At 76.2% G+C, this 16,847-nt stretch carries 8 protein-coding genes; 4 read left to right on the plus strand and 4 right to left on the minus strand.

Annotation, left to right across the window (positions count from 1 at the left end; genetic code table 11):
• Window positions 1-3: 3 nt before the first annotated feature.
• Window positions 4-3,051, minus strand: a complete 3,048-nt coding sequence (locus HCN08_RS14060; protein ID WP_167983378.1) for an AAA domain-containing protein — start codon at window positions 3,049-3,051, stop codon at window positions 4-6.
• Between the two features lie 132 nt (window positions 3,052-3,183).
• Complete coding sequence (locus HCN08_RS36150; RefSeq protein WP_265738206.1) at window positions 3,184-6,813, minus strand: hypothetical protein; 3,630 nt, start codon at window positions 6,811-6,813, stop codon at window positions 3,184-3,186.
• A 437-nt stretch (window positions 6,814-7,250) separates the two neighbouring features.
• Here HCN08_RS36150 and HCN08_RS14070 point away from each other — a divergent pair, with 437 nt between their 5' ends.
• Window positions 7,251-7,727, plus strand: coding sequence for a macro domain-containing protein (locus tag HCN08_RS14070; protein WP_167983379.1), 477 nt, complete (start codon window positions 7,251-7,253; stop codon window positions 7,725-7,727).
• 293 nt (window positions 7,728-8,020) lie between these two features.
• Here the strand turns inward: HCN08_RS14070 and HCN08_RS14075 are convergent, their stop codons facing one another.
• The gene (locus HCN08_RS14075) at window positions 8,021-8,683 is read right to left on the minus strand and encodes a flavoprotein (protein ID WP_167983380.1); all 663 of its coding nucleotides are present in this window, start codon (window positions 8,681-8,683) and stop codon (window positions 8,021-8,023) included.
• A gap of 348 nt (window positions 8,684-9,031) precedes the next feature.
• Between HCN08_RS14075 and HCN08_RS14080 the strand changes: the two genes are divergently transcribed.
• From HCN08_RS14080 to HCN08_RS14090, 3 genes are read left to right on the plus strand one after another with little or no spacing between them, the layout of a single operon-like run.
• On the plus strand, window positions 9,032-10,303 hold the full coding sequence (locus HCN08_RS14080; protein ID WP_167983381.1) for a PqqD family protein: 1,272 nt from the start codon (window positions 9,032-9,034) through the stop codon (window positions 10,301-10,303).
• Complete coding sequence (locus HCN08_RS14085) at window positions 10,300-12,474, plus strand: tetratricopeptide repeat protein (RefSeq protein ID WP_167983382.1); 2,175 nt, start codon at window positions 10,300-10,302, stop codon at window positions 12,472-12,474. The genes HCN08_RS14080 and HCN08_RS14085 overlap by 4 nt, the downstream gene beginning before the upstream one ends.
• Window positions 12,471-12,986, plus strand: coding sequence for a flavin reductase family protein (locus HCN08_RS14090; RefSeq protein WP_167983383.1), 516 nt, complete (start codon window positions 12,471-12,473; stop codon window positions 12,984-12,986). The genes HCN08_RS14085 and HCN08_RS14090 overlap by 4 nt, the downstream gene beginning before the upstream one ends.
• Before the next feature lie 115 nt (window positions 12,987-13,101).
• Here the strand turns inward: HCN08_RS14090 and HCN08_RS14095 are convergent, their stop codons facing one another.
• Entirely contained in the window at window positions 13,102-16,614 is a 3,513-nt protein-coding gene (locus HCN08_RS14095; RefSeq protein WP_167983384.1) for a helix-turn-helix transcriptional regulator, read from the minus strand.
• Window positions 16,615-16,847: the final 233 nt, after the last annotated feature.

A 16,847-nucleotide genomic window follows, 5' to 3' on the forward strand; every position in this document is an offset into this window, starting at 1 on the left:
CCGTCAGGGCAGCCAGCGGGCGGCCTGCTCGCGCGTGACGAGTGCGGCGTCCACATGCCAGAGGGAGTTCCGGCTGTCCCAGCGGGCCTTGAGGGTGCGCTTGGCCTCGTCCTTCTCCGCGAAGGGCACATCGAGGTAGAGGCGTCCGCCGACGACCGCGCCGGGGCGGACGCCCTCGCCGGCCGGCGGCTGCGGCGCGGCGGCGGTGTTGCGCGGGTTCCAGGCGGCGCGGTCCTTGCGGGCACGGTCCATGACGCGGCCGACGCGCGCGCAGGACGCGGGGTCGGTGAAGCGCATCATCAGGTCGGTCGGGCCGGAGTTGGCCAGGAGGTTCAGCGAGCCGTGCCACAGGACCGCAGCGTCGAGGATGAGCACCTTCTCGTGCATGCGCTCGCGGAAGTCCACCTCGCAGCCGGCTGACCGGAGTTCGTCGATGCGCTGCTGGTGCGCCGCCGCCGCGGCGGTGTCGCGCTGCTCCTCGGGCGGTCGGGTGTGGACGACCACCCGCACGCCCGCGGCGGTACGGGCCGCGAGCCGCGCGGACCACGTACGTACCGGCCGGGGGTCGAGGAAGGCGCAGTAGATCTCGACGCTGGTGCGGGCGTGGGCGATGTCCCACTCGACGGCGCGGTGGACCTCGTCGGCCGGGAAGAAGGCGGGGCGGGCCAGCTCCTCGTCGCTCAGGTCGCGGAGTTGGGCGGCGTCGCGGGTGGGGACCAGCTGGTCCGCGGAGAGGGTCTGGGCGTGTGCCCGCAGGTGGTCGAGCATGCGCCGGGCCTCGCTGTGCGGGGCCAGGTGGCGTCCGAGGTGGTCGACGTCGGCGACGACGACGAGGTGGTCCTGGGCGCGGCTCAGCGCGACGTTGAGCAGCCGGCAGGTCTGCGAGTCCAGGCCGGTGCCCTGGTAGAAGTAGCCGGGGCTCCGGCCGGCGCCCGCGACGGTGTCCAGGACGACGACCGGGCGCTGGCTGCCCTGGAAGCGGTGGATGGTGTCGACCAGGAGGTCGTAGTCCTGGCCGAAGCGGTAGCTGAGGCTGCCCTTGAGCGCGCGGACCTGGTCGCGGTAGGGGGCGATCACGCCGAGGCGGTCGGTGGCGCGCTCGCCGGGCGCGATGTCGTCGGGCGCCCATTTGCGGCCGGGCAGCACGCCTTCGAACTGCAGTCCGCGCACGATCTCGTGGATGACGGCCTCGTTGACGGTGTTGGTGCGGTGGTCGCGGCCGGGGATGCGCTGCGCGGAGGTGTCGACGAGCAGGACGGGCGCGTCGATCAGGCCGTTGAAGGGGATGCTGCTGCGGTCGGGCCGGCCGGTGGTGAGGCGGGCGTCGGGGTAGGCGACGGTGTTGACCAGGTCGCAGATCGGGGCGCGCATGCGGTACTGCGTGTCGAGGGCCACGAGGTGGGCGGCGGGGCGCACTTGACCGGCCGGGTCGACGAGGCCGGCGGCGTGGAAGGGGTCCTGCGCGGTCCAGCGCCGTGCGTGGGCGCGTTCGGCGTCGGTGGCCGCGGGGTCGGTGTCACCCTTGACGACGGCGGGGAGTTGGCGGAAGTCGCCGGCGACGACCAGGCGTTTGGCGGCGAGTCCGGCGACCAGCCAGGCGGCGGGGAGGCTGACCATGCCGGCCTCGTCGACGACCACCACGTCGACGCGGTCGAGGAGTTTGCGGGACTGGACGGCCTTGGTGACGGTGGCGCCCATGACGCGGCACTTGGCCCGTACGGTGTCCTGGATCTGGCGGCGCTGCTTGTCGAGGGCGTCGACACGTCCCTGGAGGCGGGTCGCGCGCGCGGCGAGTTCGGGGCGGGGCGGGACGCCGGCGAGCCGGCTCCGGGCGGCGGTGAGCCGGCGTTTGAGGTCGTCGAGGGTGTCGGCGGACCGGCGGGCGCTCTGCGTGCTGTCAGCGGCGGCTCGGCGGGCGGTGGCTGCGGCGGTGTCGGAGCGGGCGAGGTCTTCGTGGAGCTGGGCGAGCCGTTCGGCCTTGCGTTTGGCGAACATGCCCTTGGGGGCGCCGAGTTCGTGGATCTTCAAGCGGAGGGCGGCGGCTTCGGCTTCGGCGCGCACCTGCTCGCTCTCGGCGTCCTTGGCCGCCTGGACGTGCGCGGCGCGGACCGCGCGGGCGTCGGTGAGTTGACGGTCGAGGGCGGCGGCTTCGTCGTGGTGGGCGACGAGGGTGCGGGTGCGGGACAGGGCGGTTGTCGCGTCGGTGAGGTCGGCGTCCAGCCGGGCCGAGATCCTGGCGGTGATACGGGCGGTGTCGACGCGGTCGCCGTAGCGCTCGGCGAGGGAGGGCAGTTCGATGTCGCCGGCGCGCTGGACGAGGCCGTCGGCGAAGCCGGGTTCGGCGTGCAGGAGGTCGCAGACGCGCTCCAGCGCCTGGTCGACGGCGACCTTCGTCGGGGCGAGGAAGAGGACGGTGAGGCCCTGCCGCACGCTGCCCTCGACGATGTGGCCGACGACGTCCGTCTTGCCCGTGCCCGGCGGTCCCCACAGGAAGAGCACCTGGCTCGCGAGGGCCTGCTCGATCGCCTGCCTCTGGCGCGGGTTGAGCCGCAGGCCGGACCAACCGGCCACCCAGCGGCCGGGGTCGGGGTCGCGGGCGGTGCGGGGCACGTCCTTCCCGAGGACCCAGCCGGCACTGGCCGGCCGTACGGTGCTGCTCCCGGTGCCGACGGCTTCGAGCCGCTGGGCCATGACCGCCCAACTCTCGGCGTCGTCCCTGCGCAGTTGGGCGTTGGTCACCGCGCCCTCCCACCCGGGCCCCTCGACCAGCAGCCGGACGGTGCCGTCGGGCATGCGGGACGCCTCGGCCGGTGACCAGGGGCCGCGCGACCTCGACGGGCGGGCCAGGACGGGCGCACCGTCCAGCGCCGGATTCCACGTACGGCACGTGAACACGTACTCCGTGCGCCCGCCGCCGGAGGACACCCGACGCCCGCCGCCGAGGGCGACCTTCTCCGCGTCCTTGCCGTCGCCGCGTCGCTCGGCGGCGATCTCGGACCGCACCGCGGCCAGCAACTCCGCCACCGGATAGGGCCGTCCGGCCTCCGCCATGCGCGTGCTCCCCCCGGGCGTGCCTTCTGTGGCCGACGACTCTATGTGCCGGCCGCGGCGAGGTCGCCGAAATCCGGCCACGGCCGCGGCGTCTTCTGCCTTCGGGATCCGATGGGACGGGTCAAGGGCCGGTTATTCGGGGGCTGTTGCGAGGGTGAGGGCGGCTGCGCGGATGTCGGGGTGGGGGTGGCGGCGGAGGGTGCGCAGGGGGGTGCGCCATTCGGGGGGCCAGGTGGTGCGGGTGCCGAGGGCTTCGGTGAGGGCGAGGGCGAGGAGGGCGGCGGGGTAGGTGGGGGTGGCGGTGAGGCGGTCGGTGGCCAGGAGGAGGGTGTGGGGGTCGCCTGGTCGGGCGGCGGTGGACAGGCGGCTGCGCAGGCGGGCCGCGGTGGTGGCGGCCAGGGCGGGGAGATCGGTGAGGTCGGCCGCCAAGGCGTCGAGGGCGGGGAGGAGTCGGGAGGCGGGGGCGTCCAGGTCGAGGGCGGTGGTGGTGAGGTGGATCGCCGAGGGGAGGAAGTCCTCGGCGTCGCGGAGGAGTTGGGCGGCGGCGCGGGCCGCGTGCGGGTACGCCTCGCCCTGCCGCATCGTGACGGCGGTGGAGAGCCGGGACACCAGGTGGTCGACGCGGCGGCGGGCGGGGCGGTCGCGGTCGGCCTCGGCGTCGAGGTGGCGGGCGGTGGATTCCGCTTCGGCGGCGGTGAGTTGGGCCAGTGCTTGGAGGAGGGGGCCGTCGGTGGTCGCCGCGAGGGCGACGAGGCCGTCGGCGGCTGCCCGCCAGGACGTGCGGTTGGCGAGGTCGGTCGTGGCGGTCAGGAGCAGGGGGGCGGATTCCCGATACCAGGGGTACCAGCGGGCGAGCAGGGATGTCGCCGCGTCGGCGGTCTCCTTGTCTGCGCTTTGCGTCACCGCGCCCACCAGGCGGGCGTAGCGCGGGCGTTGGGCGGACGGGAGGTCGTACGGCGTGACGCGCAGGAGTGCGGCCTGGACCACGGGCGGGCCGTCCGCGGCGCTTTCGAGCAGGCTCCATGCCGCCGGGGCCGGCAGCAGGCCGGCGGCGACGGGGACGCAGGCCGCCTGCACGTCGCGGTGCTGGCCGGGGACGGCGTACGCCTCGGCGAGGATCTGGGCGGCGGTCGTTACCGGGAGCCGGGCGGCGGTCAGCCGTACCAGTTCCTTGCGGCTGGTGACCTTGGCGGCCGGGGCGGGTCCGCCGTCCGCCGCGGGCAGCAGTGCCGCGCGCAGGGTCGTCTCCAGGTGGGAGGGCGCGAGGCGGGCGGTCACCCGGCCCGCCGCGTAGAGGGCGACCCGGGCGCGGTCGTCCGCCGCGTGGGCGAGCAGGAGGGGGAGGGCGTCGGCGGGGCGGTCCGTCCACGCGAGGGCGCCGAGTGCCGCCTCGGCCAGGACGGTGTGCGGGGAGTCGAGGTGGCGGCGGACCGCGTCGAAGCCGAGTTCCGGGATGGCGGCCATGGCCCTTATGTGCTGGGCGCGTTGGTGGGTGGGGCGTGCGGGGTCGGCTGCCGCTCGGGACAACAGGCGGGCTGCCGCCTGCTGTTGGCGGGGGAGCCAGTTGCGTACGCCGTCCAGGGGCGGCATCCAGCGGGTGCCTTGAGTGCCCCGGGAGAGGAAGCGGCCGTACGGGGGCGGGTCGGCGAGCACCGGGTCGAGGAGGTCCGTGCGGCGGTGGGCCAGGACGCGGAGGACGGGATGGAGGACGGCCGCGGAGGGTTCCGACTCCAGGAGGCGGGCGACGCGTTCGTCGCGGGTCGCGGGCGCGTCGAGCCAGAGGTCGACGGCTTGCCGCACCGTGGTGTCGTTGCCGAACTGCACGGCCTGCCAGAGGAGTTCCTGGAGCTCGGGCATGTGGCGGGCCCGCCGGCCCAGGGCGCGGGCCAGCGCGAAGGTCAGGGAGTGGTCGACCTTGTCCGCGCCCGCCTCCAGCCACGGGCGCAGCGCCTCGAAGACCTGGAACTCCTGCCCCTTGCGCAGGGTGGTGCCGAGGGAGCCGAGGTCGGCGCCGCCGGTGTGGCCGGACAGCCGGGTGAGGGTCGTCAACGCCCAGTCGAGGAGGGCGTGTTCGCCGGTGCCGGCGTGCTCGCGCAGGGTGGCCAGGGCGAGGGTGGACAACGCGCCGCGGGTGCGGGGGGAGCTGTCGCGGGCCTCGATCGCGTCGGTGGTGAGGTGGTGGAGCAGGGCGGGGGCGGGGGCGGGGACGGGGGCGGGGGCGGGGGCGGGGCTTGTGTCGGTGGGCGCGGTGGGGGCCGTGGACGTCTGCGGGGTGGTGGGCGCGTCGGGGGCCGGCCGCGGGGCGAGGAGACGGGGCGGGACCTCTGCCAGGGCGGCGAGCGCCGCGGAACGTACCGGGTCCTGCTCATTGCGCAGCCGTTGCAGGTCGGCGAGCAGGACGGCGACCGCCGCCGGGTCGCCGGACCGGGCCGCGTTGCGCACCAGCAGCGGGTAGGCGAGCGCCCTGTCGTCCGCGGCCGGGCGGCGGACGGCCGCGAGGAGGCGCTCGCGCGCCTCGGCCACCGGCAGGTGGGCGACGCTCGACAGCACCATATGCCACGGTTTTCCGGCCTCCGCCGCCTGCGCGGCCATCCGCCGGGCCTCCGCCTGCGCGCGGCGGCGCGGCAGGGCGTCCAGGATCGCCGGGGCCAGCGCGGTGTGCGCGAGGTCCAGGCCGGCGGTCACGGCGTCGTAGAAGTCCTCGCGCCGGGACGGCGGCAGCGCGCGCAGCAGCAGGGCGAGCGCGTGCGGGTGGCGGCTCCAGGCCCGGCCGAGGTCGAGGAGTTCGGGCGGGGCGAGGCGCGCGAGGCGGCCCAGCGCGGTACGGGAGACGGTGGACGCGGGCCGGTAGAAGAGCCGTTCCGGGGCGGTGACCAGGGCGATCGTCCGGCCAGGGGCCGCTCTCAGGAGGGGGCCGAGGCAGTCGATCACCGGGCCCGGAAGATGCGGCGGGCAGTGCCGCTCCAGCAGGTCGAGGACGCGAGGGGGGCGCAACTCGGCGGTGGCTTCGAGGATGTCGGCGTTGCGCTGCCACCACGCGGTCCTGGACTGCTCGGGCAGGGCGGCGAGTTGGCGCGCTACCTCGTCGAGGACGAGGTCGGGGTGGCGGCGGGCGAGCGCCCGCCAGCGTACGACGGCCGGGAAGAGCGCGGGCAGCAGCCGCTCCACCACGGCGGGGCCGCACCCCGGGAGCAGGCGGGCGGCCTCCGTGTCGCCCCATTGCGCACGCACGACCGCGATCAGCCGCTCGGCGAGTGCGGTACGGCCGCCGGCCACGACCGTCGCGGCGACCTGGCGGCGTACGGCCTCGGGGGCGTCGTCGGCCATGGCCCGTTCGAGGGCGGCGTCGCTGATGGGGAGGTGGAGCGCGGCCTTGAGCGCGTGGGCGCGGACGGTGGGGTCGGGGTCGGCGAGGCGGGCTTCGAGGTAGCGGGCGTCGCGCGCCACGGACGCCGCGACGGCGGCGAGGCGGCGGCCGTGGAGGCCGCGCGATGCCAACTCGGGGAGGAGCGCGTCGAGTTCGGGGGCTTCGCTGCCCTGCCCGGCCGGTTGCGCACCGGCCCGGGCCCGGGTCCACGCGGCGAGCGCGCGCATGCGCTCGGGGTACGCGAGCGGGTCGAGCGCGGCGAGCAGGCCGTCGACGATGGCGGCACGGTCCGCGCCGGTGCGGGGTGCGGTGGGGTCGCCGGGTGCGGAGGAGCCGCCGGATGGCGCGCCAGGTGCCGTGGAGTCGCCGGGTGCCGTGCCGGGTGCGGTGGACATGCGGGCCATTGTGTCGCCGGGGCGCGGGCGGGCCGTACGGGTTTTCGCACGGCGCGGGTTACGGCGAGCGGGCCTTGTACGCGCCTGGCCTCGTGGCGGCTGGGTGGGCGGCGCGGTCGGCGAGGTGGCGGGCCTCGTACGTCCCGGGGGCCCGTGCTCGCGGGCTGGGCTGCGCACTCCCGCGGGCGCCGTACGACCGGGCCGGGTCCGGGGCCGCCGGTCTCGTACGCTCCCGGCGCTCGTACGCCCCGGGTCTCGTGCTGGGCCGCCGCCCTATGCGTCGCGCCCTACAACCAGGCCGGCCCCGGCCCCACAGGTGCCGTTCGCCCCCGGCGCTCGTACGCCCCGGGTCTCGTACGTACGGGGCCGGGCCCGTGCGCCCCGGGGTGCGTGGAAACTCGGAGGTCGTTGTCAGTGGGTGGGGCTAACGTGGCGGTATGGGGGAGATCGAGTACGTACGTGGGGACGCGACGACGCCGCTGGGCAAAGGCCCGAAGGTGATCGCGCACGTCTGCAATGACCGGGGCGGGTGGGGCAAGGGCTTTGTGCTTGCGCTCTCGCGGCGGTGGCCCGAGCCGGAGGCGGCGTTTCGCCGGTGGTATCGGGGGCGGGCGGGGAACGACTTCGGGCTGGGGGCCGTGCAGGTCGTCCGGGTGGGTGAGCGGTTGTGGGTCGCCAACATGGTCGGCCAGCGCGGCATACGTACCGGCAGCAAGGGCGTGCCCGTGCGCTATGACGCGATCGACACCGCCCTGGGCACGGTCGCCGCGCGGGCGGCGGAGCTGGGGGCGTCCGTCCACATGCCGCGCATCGGCTGCGGGCTGGCCGGCGGGAAGTGGGGGCGGGTCGAGCCCCTGATCGCCGGGCGGCTCGTCGCGGCGGGGGTGGCCGTGACCGTCTACGACCACGGCTGAGGGCTGCCCACGGGTTCGTGTTCGGCAGGCGCACCGCTCCGGTCCGGGGGCGGACTCCACGCCGGGCCCGGGCCCGGGTCCGGGCGCGGGTCCGGGTCCGGGCGCGGGTCCGGGTCCGGGCGCGGGTCCGGGTCCGGGCGCGGGTCCGGGTCCGGGCGCGGGTCCGGGTCCGGGCGCGGGTCCGGGTCCGGAGTCAGGTGCGGGTGCGGCGGGCCGCACGGACGGCCCGTCCTCCGGCGAGCCCACGCCGGACAGCCCGTCCACGGGCCCGTCCCCCGGCGCCCGGCGCCCCGTCACGCAAGCCCCTGTCCCCCCGGCGACCCCGTGCCGGGTGCCCCGGCCTCCGCCAGCTCGCCGCCGAGCAGCGCGTCCTCCGGCGCCGGCGCACCCGCGCCGGGCGCCTCCTCCTCGCCCAGAATCGCTTCGAGCCACCCCACGATCACCTCCGCCGCCTCGTCCGGTGGCGCCAGTTTCAGGCCCATCGCGTTCTCCCGCCGCCACAGCTCGAAGACCGGGCCCTCCCTGGGCTCGACCACGGTGTGGCCGTCCTCGCGCAGGGTGGCGACGTGGCGGCGGATGGGCGGCTTGCGCCACATCACCTGGTTCATGCTCGGGAAGAAGAGGACCGGCCGCGGGCAGGCCAGGATCGCGGTCTGGGCGGGGGTGGAGGCCAGGCCCAGGGCCGCCGCGGCGAGGGTGTGGGCGGTGGCGGGCAGGACGACGACGCCGAGGGAACGGCGGGCGAATTCGGTCGGGTTGAGGTCCGCCGCGTCGCTCGCGTAGACCTCGTCGGCGTACCAGGCGACGGCCTCGCGCCGTACGAACCGCTCGGCGCTGTGCGTGAGCAGCACCCGTAGCGGCAGGTCGATCTCCTGGCGGAGCCACGAGAGGTATCCGGTGGTGGCCATCGCCGCGCTCGATCCGCTGACGATGACGGAAAGCGCGTCATCTCTCATGGCGGGCAGGATGCCAAGCCGGCGGCGCCCGGCGACATGGGGGCGCGGCCCCAGTTGGGGCGCGGCGGGCGCGGCCGAGTATGGGGGCGGAACACCCATGACTCCCGCCCCCGCCGGCTGCCACTTTTGCGGTCAGCCGGCATCTGCCGACCCGCCGGCGCGAGGAGGTGAAGGTCATGAAGAAGATCACCGTGCGCAAGTCGGGCTCCATCAAGCTCACCTCGTCCGCCCCGCTGTACTGCACCGACTGCTGCTGAGTCGCAGGGGCCGCCCCTGCGCACCCGGCGCAGGGGCGGCCCGCCCCCGGGGCGCCCGCCCCCCGACCCGAGCCCGTACGGACGGAGGCCCATGTCCCCCGCGTCCCCCACCTCCCCTGCCTCTCCCGCCTCCCCCGTTCCCCCCGCCTCCAGTGCCCGCGTCCGCTTCCACCCCCTGACCTTCGTCGAGGAGCGCGACGGCATCACCGTCGGCCGCGCCGACATCGAGTCGTACGCGCTGCTGCCCGAGGACGGTGTGGCCCTGCTGCGCCGGCTCGCGGACGGGGCGACGGCGGACGAGGCGGCGGCCTGGTACGCGCGCACCTTCGGGGAGCCGGTGGACGTCGCGGACTTCCTCGACACGCTGCGCGAGCTGGGGTTCGTGCGGGAGGCCGGGGAGGCGGCGGCCGAGCCGCCGAAGGTCCGCCTGCAGCGGCTCGGGCGGATCGCGTTCTCGCCCGTCCTGTGGCTGCTGTACGCGGCGCTGATCGCCGCCGCGGGCGTGGAGATGGTCCGGCACGCCGAGCTGCGCCCGCACGCCCACAACGTCTTCTTCACCTCCTCGCTGATCGCCGTCCAGGTCGGGGTGGCGCTGTTCCAGTCGCCGGCCGTGCTGTGGCACGAGTGGTTCCATCTGCTGGCCGCCCGCCGGCTGGGGCTCGCGTCCCGGATGAGCCTCGGGCGGCGCTTCTACTACGTCGTGGTGGAGACCCAGCTGGACGGGCTGCGCGGGGTGCCGCCGCGGCGCCGCTACCTGCCGATGCTCTCCGGCATGCTCGCCGATCTGCTGCTCTTCTCCGCCCTCGTGCTCGTCGCCGCCGCCGGCCTGCCCGGCGGTCTCGCGCTGCCGGGGCGCCTCGCGCTGGCCGTGGCGTACACCGTGCTGCTGCGGCTCGCCTGGCAGTTCTACGTGTTCCTGCGCACCGACCTGTATTACGTGATCACGAACGCGCTCGGCTGCACCGATCCGCACGCCGCGACCCGCGCCTACCTGCGCGAGCGGTTCCGGCGGCTGCCGTGGGTGGGGCCGTCGGACTGGCGCACCGGGGACTGGGCGCCCAGGGACCGGGCGGTGGCGCCGTGGTTCGCGCTGGTCACGGTCGGCGGGGTGACCGCGATGCTGGTGACCGTCTCGCTGTGGACCGCGCCGCTGATCTGGCAGTTCGCCCGGCATGTGGGCTCGGGGCTGGCCGGCGGGGGGACGGGGGACGCGCACTTCTGGGACTCGGTCGGCTCGCTGCTGCTGCTGAGCCTGGAGATCGTCGTACTGCCGCTCTACGCGGGCCGTAAGCGCAAGCGCGCCGCCGCCGGCACCGCGCCCCTGACCACCACCACCGCATCACCCGTGGAGGAGTCCCAATGACCGCACACGAGTGGCGGACCGGTACGACTCCGGCCGCCGAACAGCAGCGCGAGCCCGCCGAGTCGGCCGGGGCAGCCGGGGCAGCCGGGGCGAACGGAGCGACCGGGTCCGCGGACCGCGCCGCCTTCGTCGTGGACTGCCACCGCGGGCTGCGCGGCCCCTACACCGGGCTGGGCAGCCTGCTGCGCGAGGTGGTTCCGCTCGCCATCAAGGCGCAGCCCGGCATCACCGACCGGCACGTCACCGAAATCCTGTCCGTCGCACCGGAGTTGCGGCCGGCCATCGGGGTCGGGCCGGAGACGCTGACGTCGCTGGCGGCCCCGGAGGAGCGGACCCGGATCTATCCGGCCAACCGCACCCGCAGGTTGGCGCACGGAGCCGTCGAACTCCTCGCGGAATACGCCGCGGTGGCCGGTGGTGGGCCGCTGCGGCTGGTCTTCGAGCGCGTGGAGCACGCCGACTACACCGACCAGGAGTTCCTGGCCATCCTGCTGCGCCGGGCCCGTCCCGACCGGATACGCGTCACGGTCGCGACCGGTGGTGGCGGGGGCCTCGTCGACGAACTCGCCGCCGCGCTGGGCCGGTACGCCCGCCGTACGCCGCCCGCCGCGGGTACGGACGCCGGCGGTACGGACGCCGCGGGTACGGACGCCGGCGGGCGCACCCAGGAGGAGCTGCTGCACGCCTTCGTCGCCGCCGACGGTACGTCCCAGGACCCGGCGGAGACCGCCGCGTACGAGCAGGCCGACCCGGCGCTGCGCGCCACCCTGCACGACCGGCGCGCAGCCGAACTGCTCGCCCGGGACGAACTGACGCTGGGCCTGGGCGCGATCCCCTACCACCTGGAGCGGGGCAGCGACCCGGCCGGTGCGGGCGCGGACGCGCTCTACGAGGCGGCGCGGCACTGCGGCGCCATGGGCTTCTACCACTCGGTCATCGACTTCGGCACCCGCGGCCGGGACCTGACCGACCCCGAGACGCAGATGGAGCGCTTCTGGCACCTGAGCACCAGGGCGAGTTCGGCGATGGTGGTGCTCGGGCAGACCGTGGAGGCCGAGCCCACCTACATCGACCTGCGGGCCCGCTACGACCTCCCGGAGCTCCAGCTGTCCACCGGGTACGCGCTCGCCATGCTCTACACCCGTTTCCACCCGGCGGAGTTGCGCGACCACCACCTGGCGCGCGCGTACATCAACAACTCCATCGCCATCGCCTCGCTGCTGACCGACCCCGAACAGCGGGCCTTCCACTCGGTCTTCCAGAAGAACGGGCTCGCGCTCATCGAGATGCGCACCGGGCGGATCGAGCGGGCGCTCCGCCTGGTCAGCGACGGCATCGCCTACCTGGACCGCGAACTGCCGGGCGAGAAGCACCGGTTGCACCGGTCGGTGCTCGTGCACAACCGCGGCAAGGTCTACCTGGCGATGGGCCGGCTGGAGGAAGCGCTCGCCGATCTCAGCAAGGTGATCGAGCTCGACCCGAACTACGCCGACTACTACTTCGACCGCGCCGACGTCCGGCGGCGGCTGGGCGATCTGGCCGGTGCGGTGGCCGACTGCGACACCGCGATCAGCCTGTCGCCGCCGTTCTACGAACTCCACTACAACCGGGGGGACATCAAGGCCGAGGCCGGCGACGTCGAGGGAGCGCTCGCGGACTTCGGCTACGTGGTGGAGCTGGAGCCCGACCAACTCGACGCCCGCGTCAACCTGGTGGGCCTGCTCATGGAGGGCGGTGACCCGGCGGCGGCCGAGCCGCACGTCGAGGAGGGCCTGGTCCTGCACCCGGGCGACCCGCGGCTGCTGCACCTGCGGGGCGAACTCGCCCTGGAGCGCGGGGATATGGGCGCCGCCCGGCAGGACTTCGACGCGGCGCTGCGCGCCGACCCCGGGCTCGTGCCCGCGCTCGCCAGCCGGGCCGCCCTCGCGCACGAGGCGGGCGACCACGGCGCCGCGCTCGCCGATCTGACCGCCGCGCTGGAGGCCGACCCGGACAACGGCGACCTGCTCTACAACCGCGGCTACGTCCACGAGGCCGCCGGGCGCTGGGCCGAGGCCGTGGAGGACTACACGCGGGCCCTCGAACTCGCCGGCGACGACGACCGGGACGAGCTCCTGAACCGGCGGGCGGTGGCGCGCTCGGCCCTGATGGGTACGGCGGGTGCGCAGTGACCGCACTCGCCCCGGGGGCCGCGGAGGTCCCCGGGGCGGTGGGCGGGCAGGAGTTGCGGCAGCTCATGCGGCGGTGGGCCACGGGGGCGGCGGTCGTGACCGGCGGCAGCCCGGCCGAGCCGGTCGGCTGCACGGTCAACGCCCTCACCTCCGTCTCCCTCGACCCGCCGCTGCTGCTGATCTCGCTCGCGTCGAGCAGCAACACCCTTGCCGGCGTGCTGCGTCACGGCAGCTTCGCCGTCAACGTCCTGGCGTGGCGGCAGCGGTGGCTCGCGAGCCGCTTCGCCGCCGTCGGCGACCGCTTCGCCGGCGTCGACTACCGGCTCGTGCACGGCGTGCCCGTGCTCACCGGTACGGTCGCCGCCGCGGTGTGCCGCGTGGTGCGGACCGTCACCGTCGCCGACCACGTCCTCGTCCTCGGCTCGCCGCACTGGTCGCGCCGGGCCGAGGACGCGGCGCCGGTGGTCCTGCTGGACGGGGAGTACGGGACGGCGGGTCCCGGCCGCGCGTGAGGGGCACGGACCCCGCCGGGCACACGACCGCGGGGTGCCTCACGCCGGTGCCGTACGCCCCGTGGACCCGCGCCGTGGATCCGCGCCGGGGGGCGCCGGCGGTACGGGCGGGCCGTCAGTCCGCCGCGCCGCCCTCGACGACGTACGCGCGCAGCGCCGTGCGGTCCGGCTGGCCGGTCTTGGCGATGAGGCTGGCCACGTGCTTCTCCACCGTGCGGGGGGAGATGAACAACTGCGCCGCGATGCTGCGGTTGTCGGGGCGGTCGGTGAGCAGTTGCAGCACCTCGAACTCCCGCTCCGTGACGCCGAGTACGCGCAGGGCGCGCGGGATGTGGGCGACGTTGCGGCGGTGCGGCACGACGACGCCGCTGCCGCGCAGCATCGTCCGGCAGGCACCGGCCGGCGCCGGCACCCCGCCGAGGCGGAAGAACTCCTCGGCCCTGCGGAGCCAGTTGACCGGATCGCCCCAGTGGTCGGCGCGGGCCGCCTCGGCCACCAGGCGGAGTCCCAGGTGGAGGGCGAGCGGATACGGCTCCGCGAGCCGGCCGGCCTCGGCGACGGCGCTCGCGGCCTGTTCCCCGCGGCCCTGGCGTCCCCACGCGACCGCGCGGGCGAGCGTGTCGAAGGAGGCGTTCCACCGCAGCCGGAACGCCCCGGTGCGCAGGTGCGGCGGTACCCGCCCGCCGGCGGTCGCCGGGAGCGGCCGGCCCGCGGGGTCGGTCCGCGCGCCGGCCGGGGGCGCGGTGGGGGCGCCGGCCGAGGCGCCGGGGGCGGAGTCGCGGTCGGAGCCGCGGTCGAGGTGGCGGCCGGAGTCGCGGGCGAAGTCGCGGCCGGAGCCCCGGTCCAGGTCGCGGTCAGGGTCGCGGTCAGGGTCGCGGTCAGGGTCACGCTCAGGGTGGCGGTCCAGGTCCCGGGCGGAGTCCCGGGCGGGGTGGCCGTCCGGGTGGCGGTGCGGATCGTGGGCGGGGGTGTCGTCGAGCGCGGTGAGCAGCCGGAACAGGCCGTACTGCCCCACCAGCGCGTGCGGCGCGGACGTGCCGGCGTCGAGGCGGACCGCCTCGGTCATCAGGGCGGCGGCGCGGTCGCGGTCCTCCTCCAGCAGGGCGCACACCACCTCCGCCAGGCCCAGCACGAAGGAGCGGGTGAGCGCGGATTCACCCGGACATCGAAGCAACTCCTTTTTCAGCCGGTCGAGTTCGGCCCGCCGCCCCTGGTGGCCCGCGCACACCGCCCGTACCGCGAGCAGATAGCACCCGCTCTCTCCCAGCCCCAGCCGCTCCGCCTCCGCCGCCCCGTCCCGGGCGAGGCGGTCGGCGGCCGGGTATTCGCCGCGCAGGGCGTGGTCCAAGGCGAGCCGGCTGCGCACCAGATGGCCGACGAAGGCCGCGCCGAGCCCGTCGGCCTGGCGGCCGACGTCGAGCAGCGCGCTGCGCTCACCGCCGGCCAGCCACTCGTCCTCGGCCAGCAAGTACGTTGCCTCCAGCAGGCGTTGGGGAAGGCGGTGGGCGAGCGCCGCGGTCCGGGCGCGGACCAGCCAGTAGGACGCCTCGGCCGAGCCGCGGCGCAGCGCGACCGCGCCGCGTACCGTCAGCGCACGGCAGCGTATGTCGGGCGGGGCCGTACGCCCCGCGCGGGCGACGGCGCGGGTGGCGTGCGACTCCGCCGCGCGGGCGGAGTCCGCGAGCACCCAGGCGGCGACGGCGTCCACGGCCGCCGCGTCCTGGTCGGCGACGCCGGGTCCGAGCGCCATCTGCGCCAGCCGCACCTGGCGGCGCCCCTCGGCGCGGCGCCCCGCGGCTGCCGCGAGCCGGGCGAGCCGTACGTGCAGACCGGCGACCCGGCCGGGGCCGGCCTCCGCGCCGTGGAAGGTCTGCGGGACGTCGGTGAACTCCAGGCCGCGGCCGGCCCGGCCGGCCTCGGCGAGCGCGGTGAGCAGCGCGTCCAGCAGGTCCGCGCGCAGCGTGGGGTCGGCGGCGGTGCCGGTGGGCGTACCGGCCCGCTCCAGCAGGGTCCAGGCGCGTTCCAGCAGGTCCACCGCGGCGCCGGCGTGCCCGGCGCCCAGGGCCCGGCGGCCGGCCCTGCCGTACAGGGCGGCGGCGCTCAGCGGCTCCTCGGCGGCGGCCCGTAGTCCGGCGGCGAACTCGCACCAGGCGTCGGGCAGTCCGGGGTGCAGCTGCGCCACCGCGTCGGCGGCCCGCCGGGCAAGGGCCGTGCGGTGCGCGGGGGCGAGCTGGCTGAGCTGCGCGGTGCGGGTGATGGGGTCGCGGAAGCCGTACCAGTCGGCGGTCGGGCCGCGTCCCTCCAGCAGTTCGGCCGCCAGGGCCGCGCGCAACCGGTCGAGCAGCTTGCGCTGGTTGACGCCGAGCACGCGTTGCAGCACCGACAGCGGGAAGCGCTCGCCGATCACCGCGGCGGTGCGCAGCATCTGGTCGATCTCGGGCCCGAGTTGGCGTACGTGCCGGGTGATCCGGTGCCCCACGGCGAAGGGGATCTCCAGGCTCGGGCCGGGGTCAAAGCGGCAGCCGCCGGGCTCGACGACGAGGACGCCGGCGCCGGTCATGGCGTGCAGCAACTCGTCGGCGACGAGCGGGTTTCCGGCGCTGTCGCGCCATAATCGGCCCACCACCTCCGCGGGTACGCCGGCCGGGCCCACGCCCAGGCTCGAACCGGCGAACAGGGCGGTCTCGGCGCGGGTGAAGCGCTGGGGCCGCAGCAGGGCGGCGCTGTCGCGGCGGGCCAGGGCGTGCGCCAACTCCCAGGCGGGGCCCGGGTAGTGGCGCATGGTGGCGAGCAGCAGGCTGCCCTGGCCGGCGATGTTGTCGGCGAGGTACTCGACGACGGCGAGGGTCTGCTCGTCGGCGTCGTGCAGGTCCTCCAGGACGAGCAGGCAGCCCTGCCGGGCGCCGGCGGCTGCGGTCAGCCGGAGGACCGCCTCCGCGAGGAGCAGGGGCGAGGGGGCGAGGGGCAGGCCGGTGCTCATGCCGGGGCCGGCGCCGAGGGTGGTGCCGGCGCTGAGGGCGGTGCCGGCGCCGGGAGCCGTGCCGGGGGCGGGGGTGGTGCGGGCGGCGCGCCCGTCCGGCCGGCCGGCGGTGTCCGCGCCGTGCGGCGGCTCGGTGCCGTTCGTGCGCGGGGGCGTGTCCGGGGCGCCGGAACCTGCTGCGGCGCCGGTACGGAGCCCGGCGTCCGTACCTGATCCGGCGCCGGCACGGAGCCCGGCGCTCGTACGGAGCCCGGCGTCCATGGCGCCCTCCGGGCCGGGGTACGCCTCCGGGCCCGGGACCGGTCCCGCCCCGCCGTGGCCGAAGTCCAGCACGAGCCCGCCCAACGCCGCCCGGTACGGGCCCAGTTGCGACGGGGAGGGGCCGTTGCCGTCGCGGAAGAGGCTGGCCAGGGCCTCGGCGAGCGGGCGCATCGCGCTGGACGGGCCCGTGCGGCTGGCGCGGCCGAGCAGGACCCGCATACCGGCGTCCCGGGCCGCCGCGGCGGCCTCCCGGACGAGCCGCGACTTGCCGATCCCGACCTCCCCGACGACGAAGACCGCCCGGCCCTCGCCCCGCCGGGCCCTCCGCAACGCCTCGTCGAGTTCCTTCCTCTCCTTCGCCCGGCCGATGAGTTCCGGCACATCCATGCGATCTCTTGACGGCATACGATCCTCCATCGCCTGAGTTCCGAAGTACGTCGCGCGAGCGCCCCTCGGAAAGGCGGCGGATCACGCGACCTCGCGCGCGCCGGTGTCGCGCCGGCGCGACGCGGCGATTGCCGTGCTCCTCACAGATGTTTCTGCGGTGCTCACCACCGATGGTCGGCGCGACCGCGCCCGCGCACCACCACGCCTTGGGTGCGTGGGCCGCATGTACGCGG

Origin of the sequence: Actinacidiphila epipremni (assembly GCF_012034175.1) — a bacterium.
Taxonomy (GTDB): Bacteria; Actinomycetota; Actinomycetes; order Streptomycetales; family Streptomycetaceae; genus Actinacidiphila; species Actinacidiphila epipremni.

Coding starts and splice junctions, on each gene's coding strand:
- HCN08_RS14085 (WP_167983382.1), top strand. CDS start 10,300: ATGACCGCACACGAGTGGCGGACCGGTACGACTCCGGCCGCCGAACAG.
- HCN08_RS14075 (WP_167983380.1), bottom strand. CDS start 8,683: ATGAGAGATGACGCGCTTTCCGTCATCGTCAGCGGATCGAGCGCGGCG.
- HCN08_RS36150 (WP_265738206.1), bottom strand. CDS start 6,813: ATGTCCACCGCACCCGGCACGGCACCCGGCGACTCCACGGCACCTGGC.
- HCN08_RS14080 (WP_167983381.1), top strand. CDS start 9,032: ATGTCCCCCGCGTCCCCCACCTCCCCTGCCTCTCCCGCCTCCCCCGTT.
- HCN08_RS14070 (WP_167983379.1), top strand. CDS start 7,251: ATGGGGGAGATCGAGTACGTACGTGGGGACGCGACGACGCCGCTGGGC.
- HCN08_RS14060 (WP_167983378.1), bottom strand. CDS start 3,051: ATGGCGGAGGCCGGACGGCCCTATCCGGTGGCGGAGTTGCTGGCCGCG.
- HCN08_RS14095 (WP_167983384.1), bottom strand. CDS start 16,614: ATGGATGTGCCGGAACTCATCGGCCGGGCGAAGGAGAGGAAGGAACTC.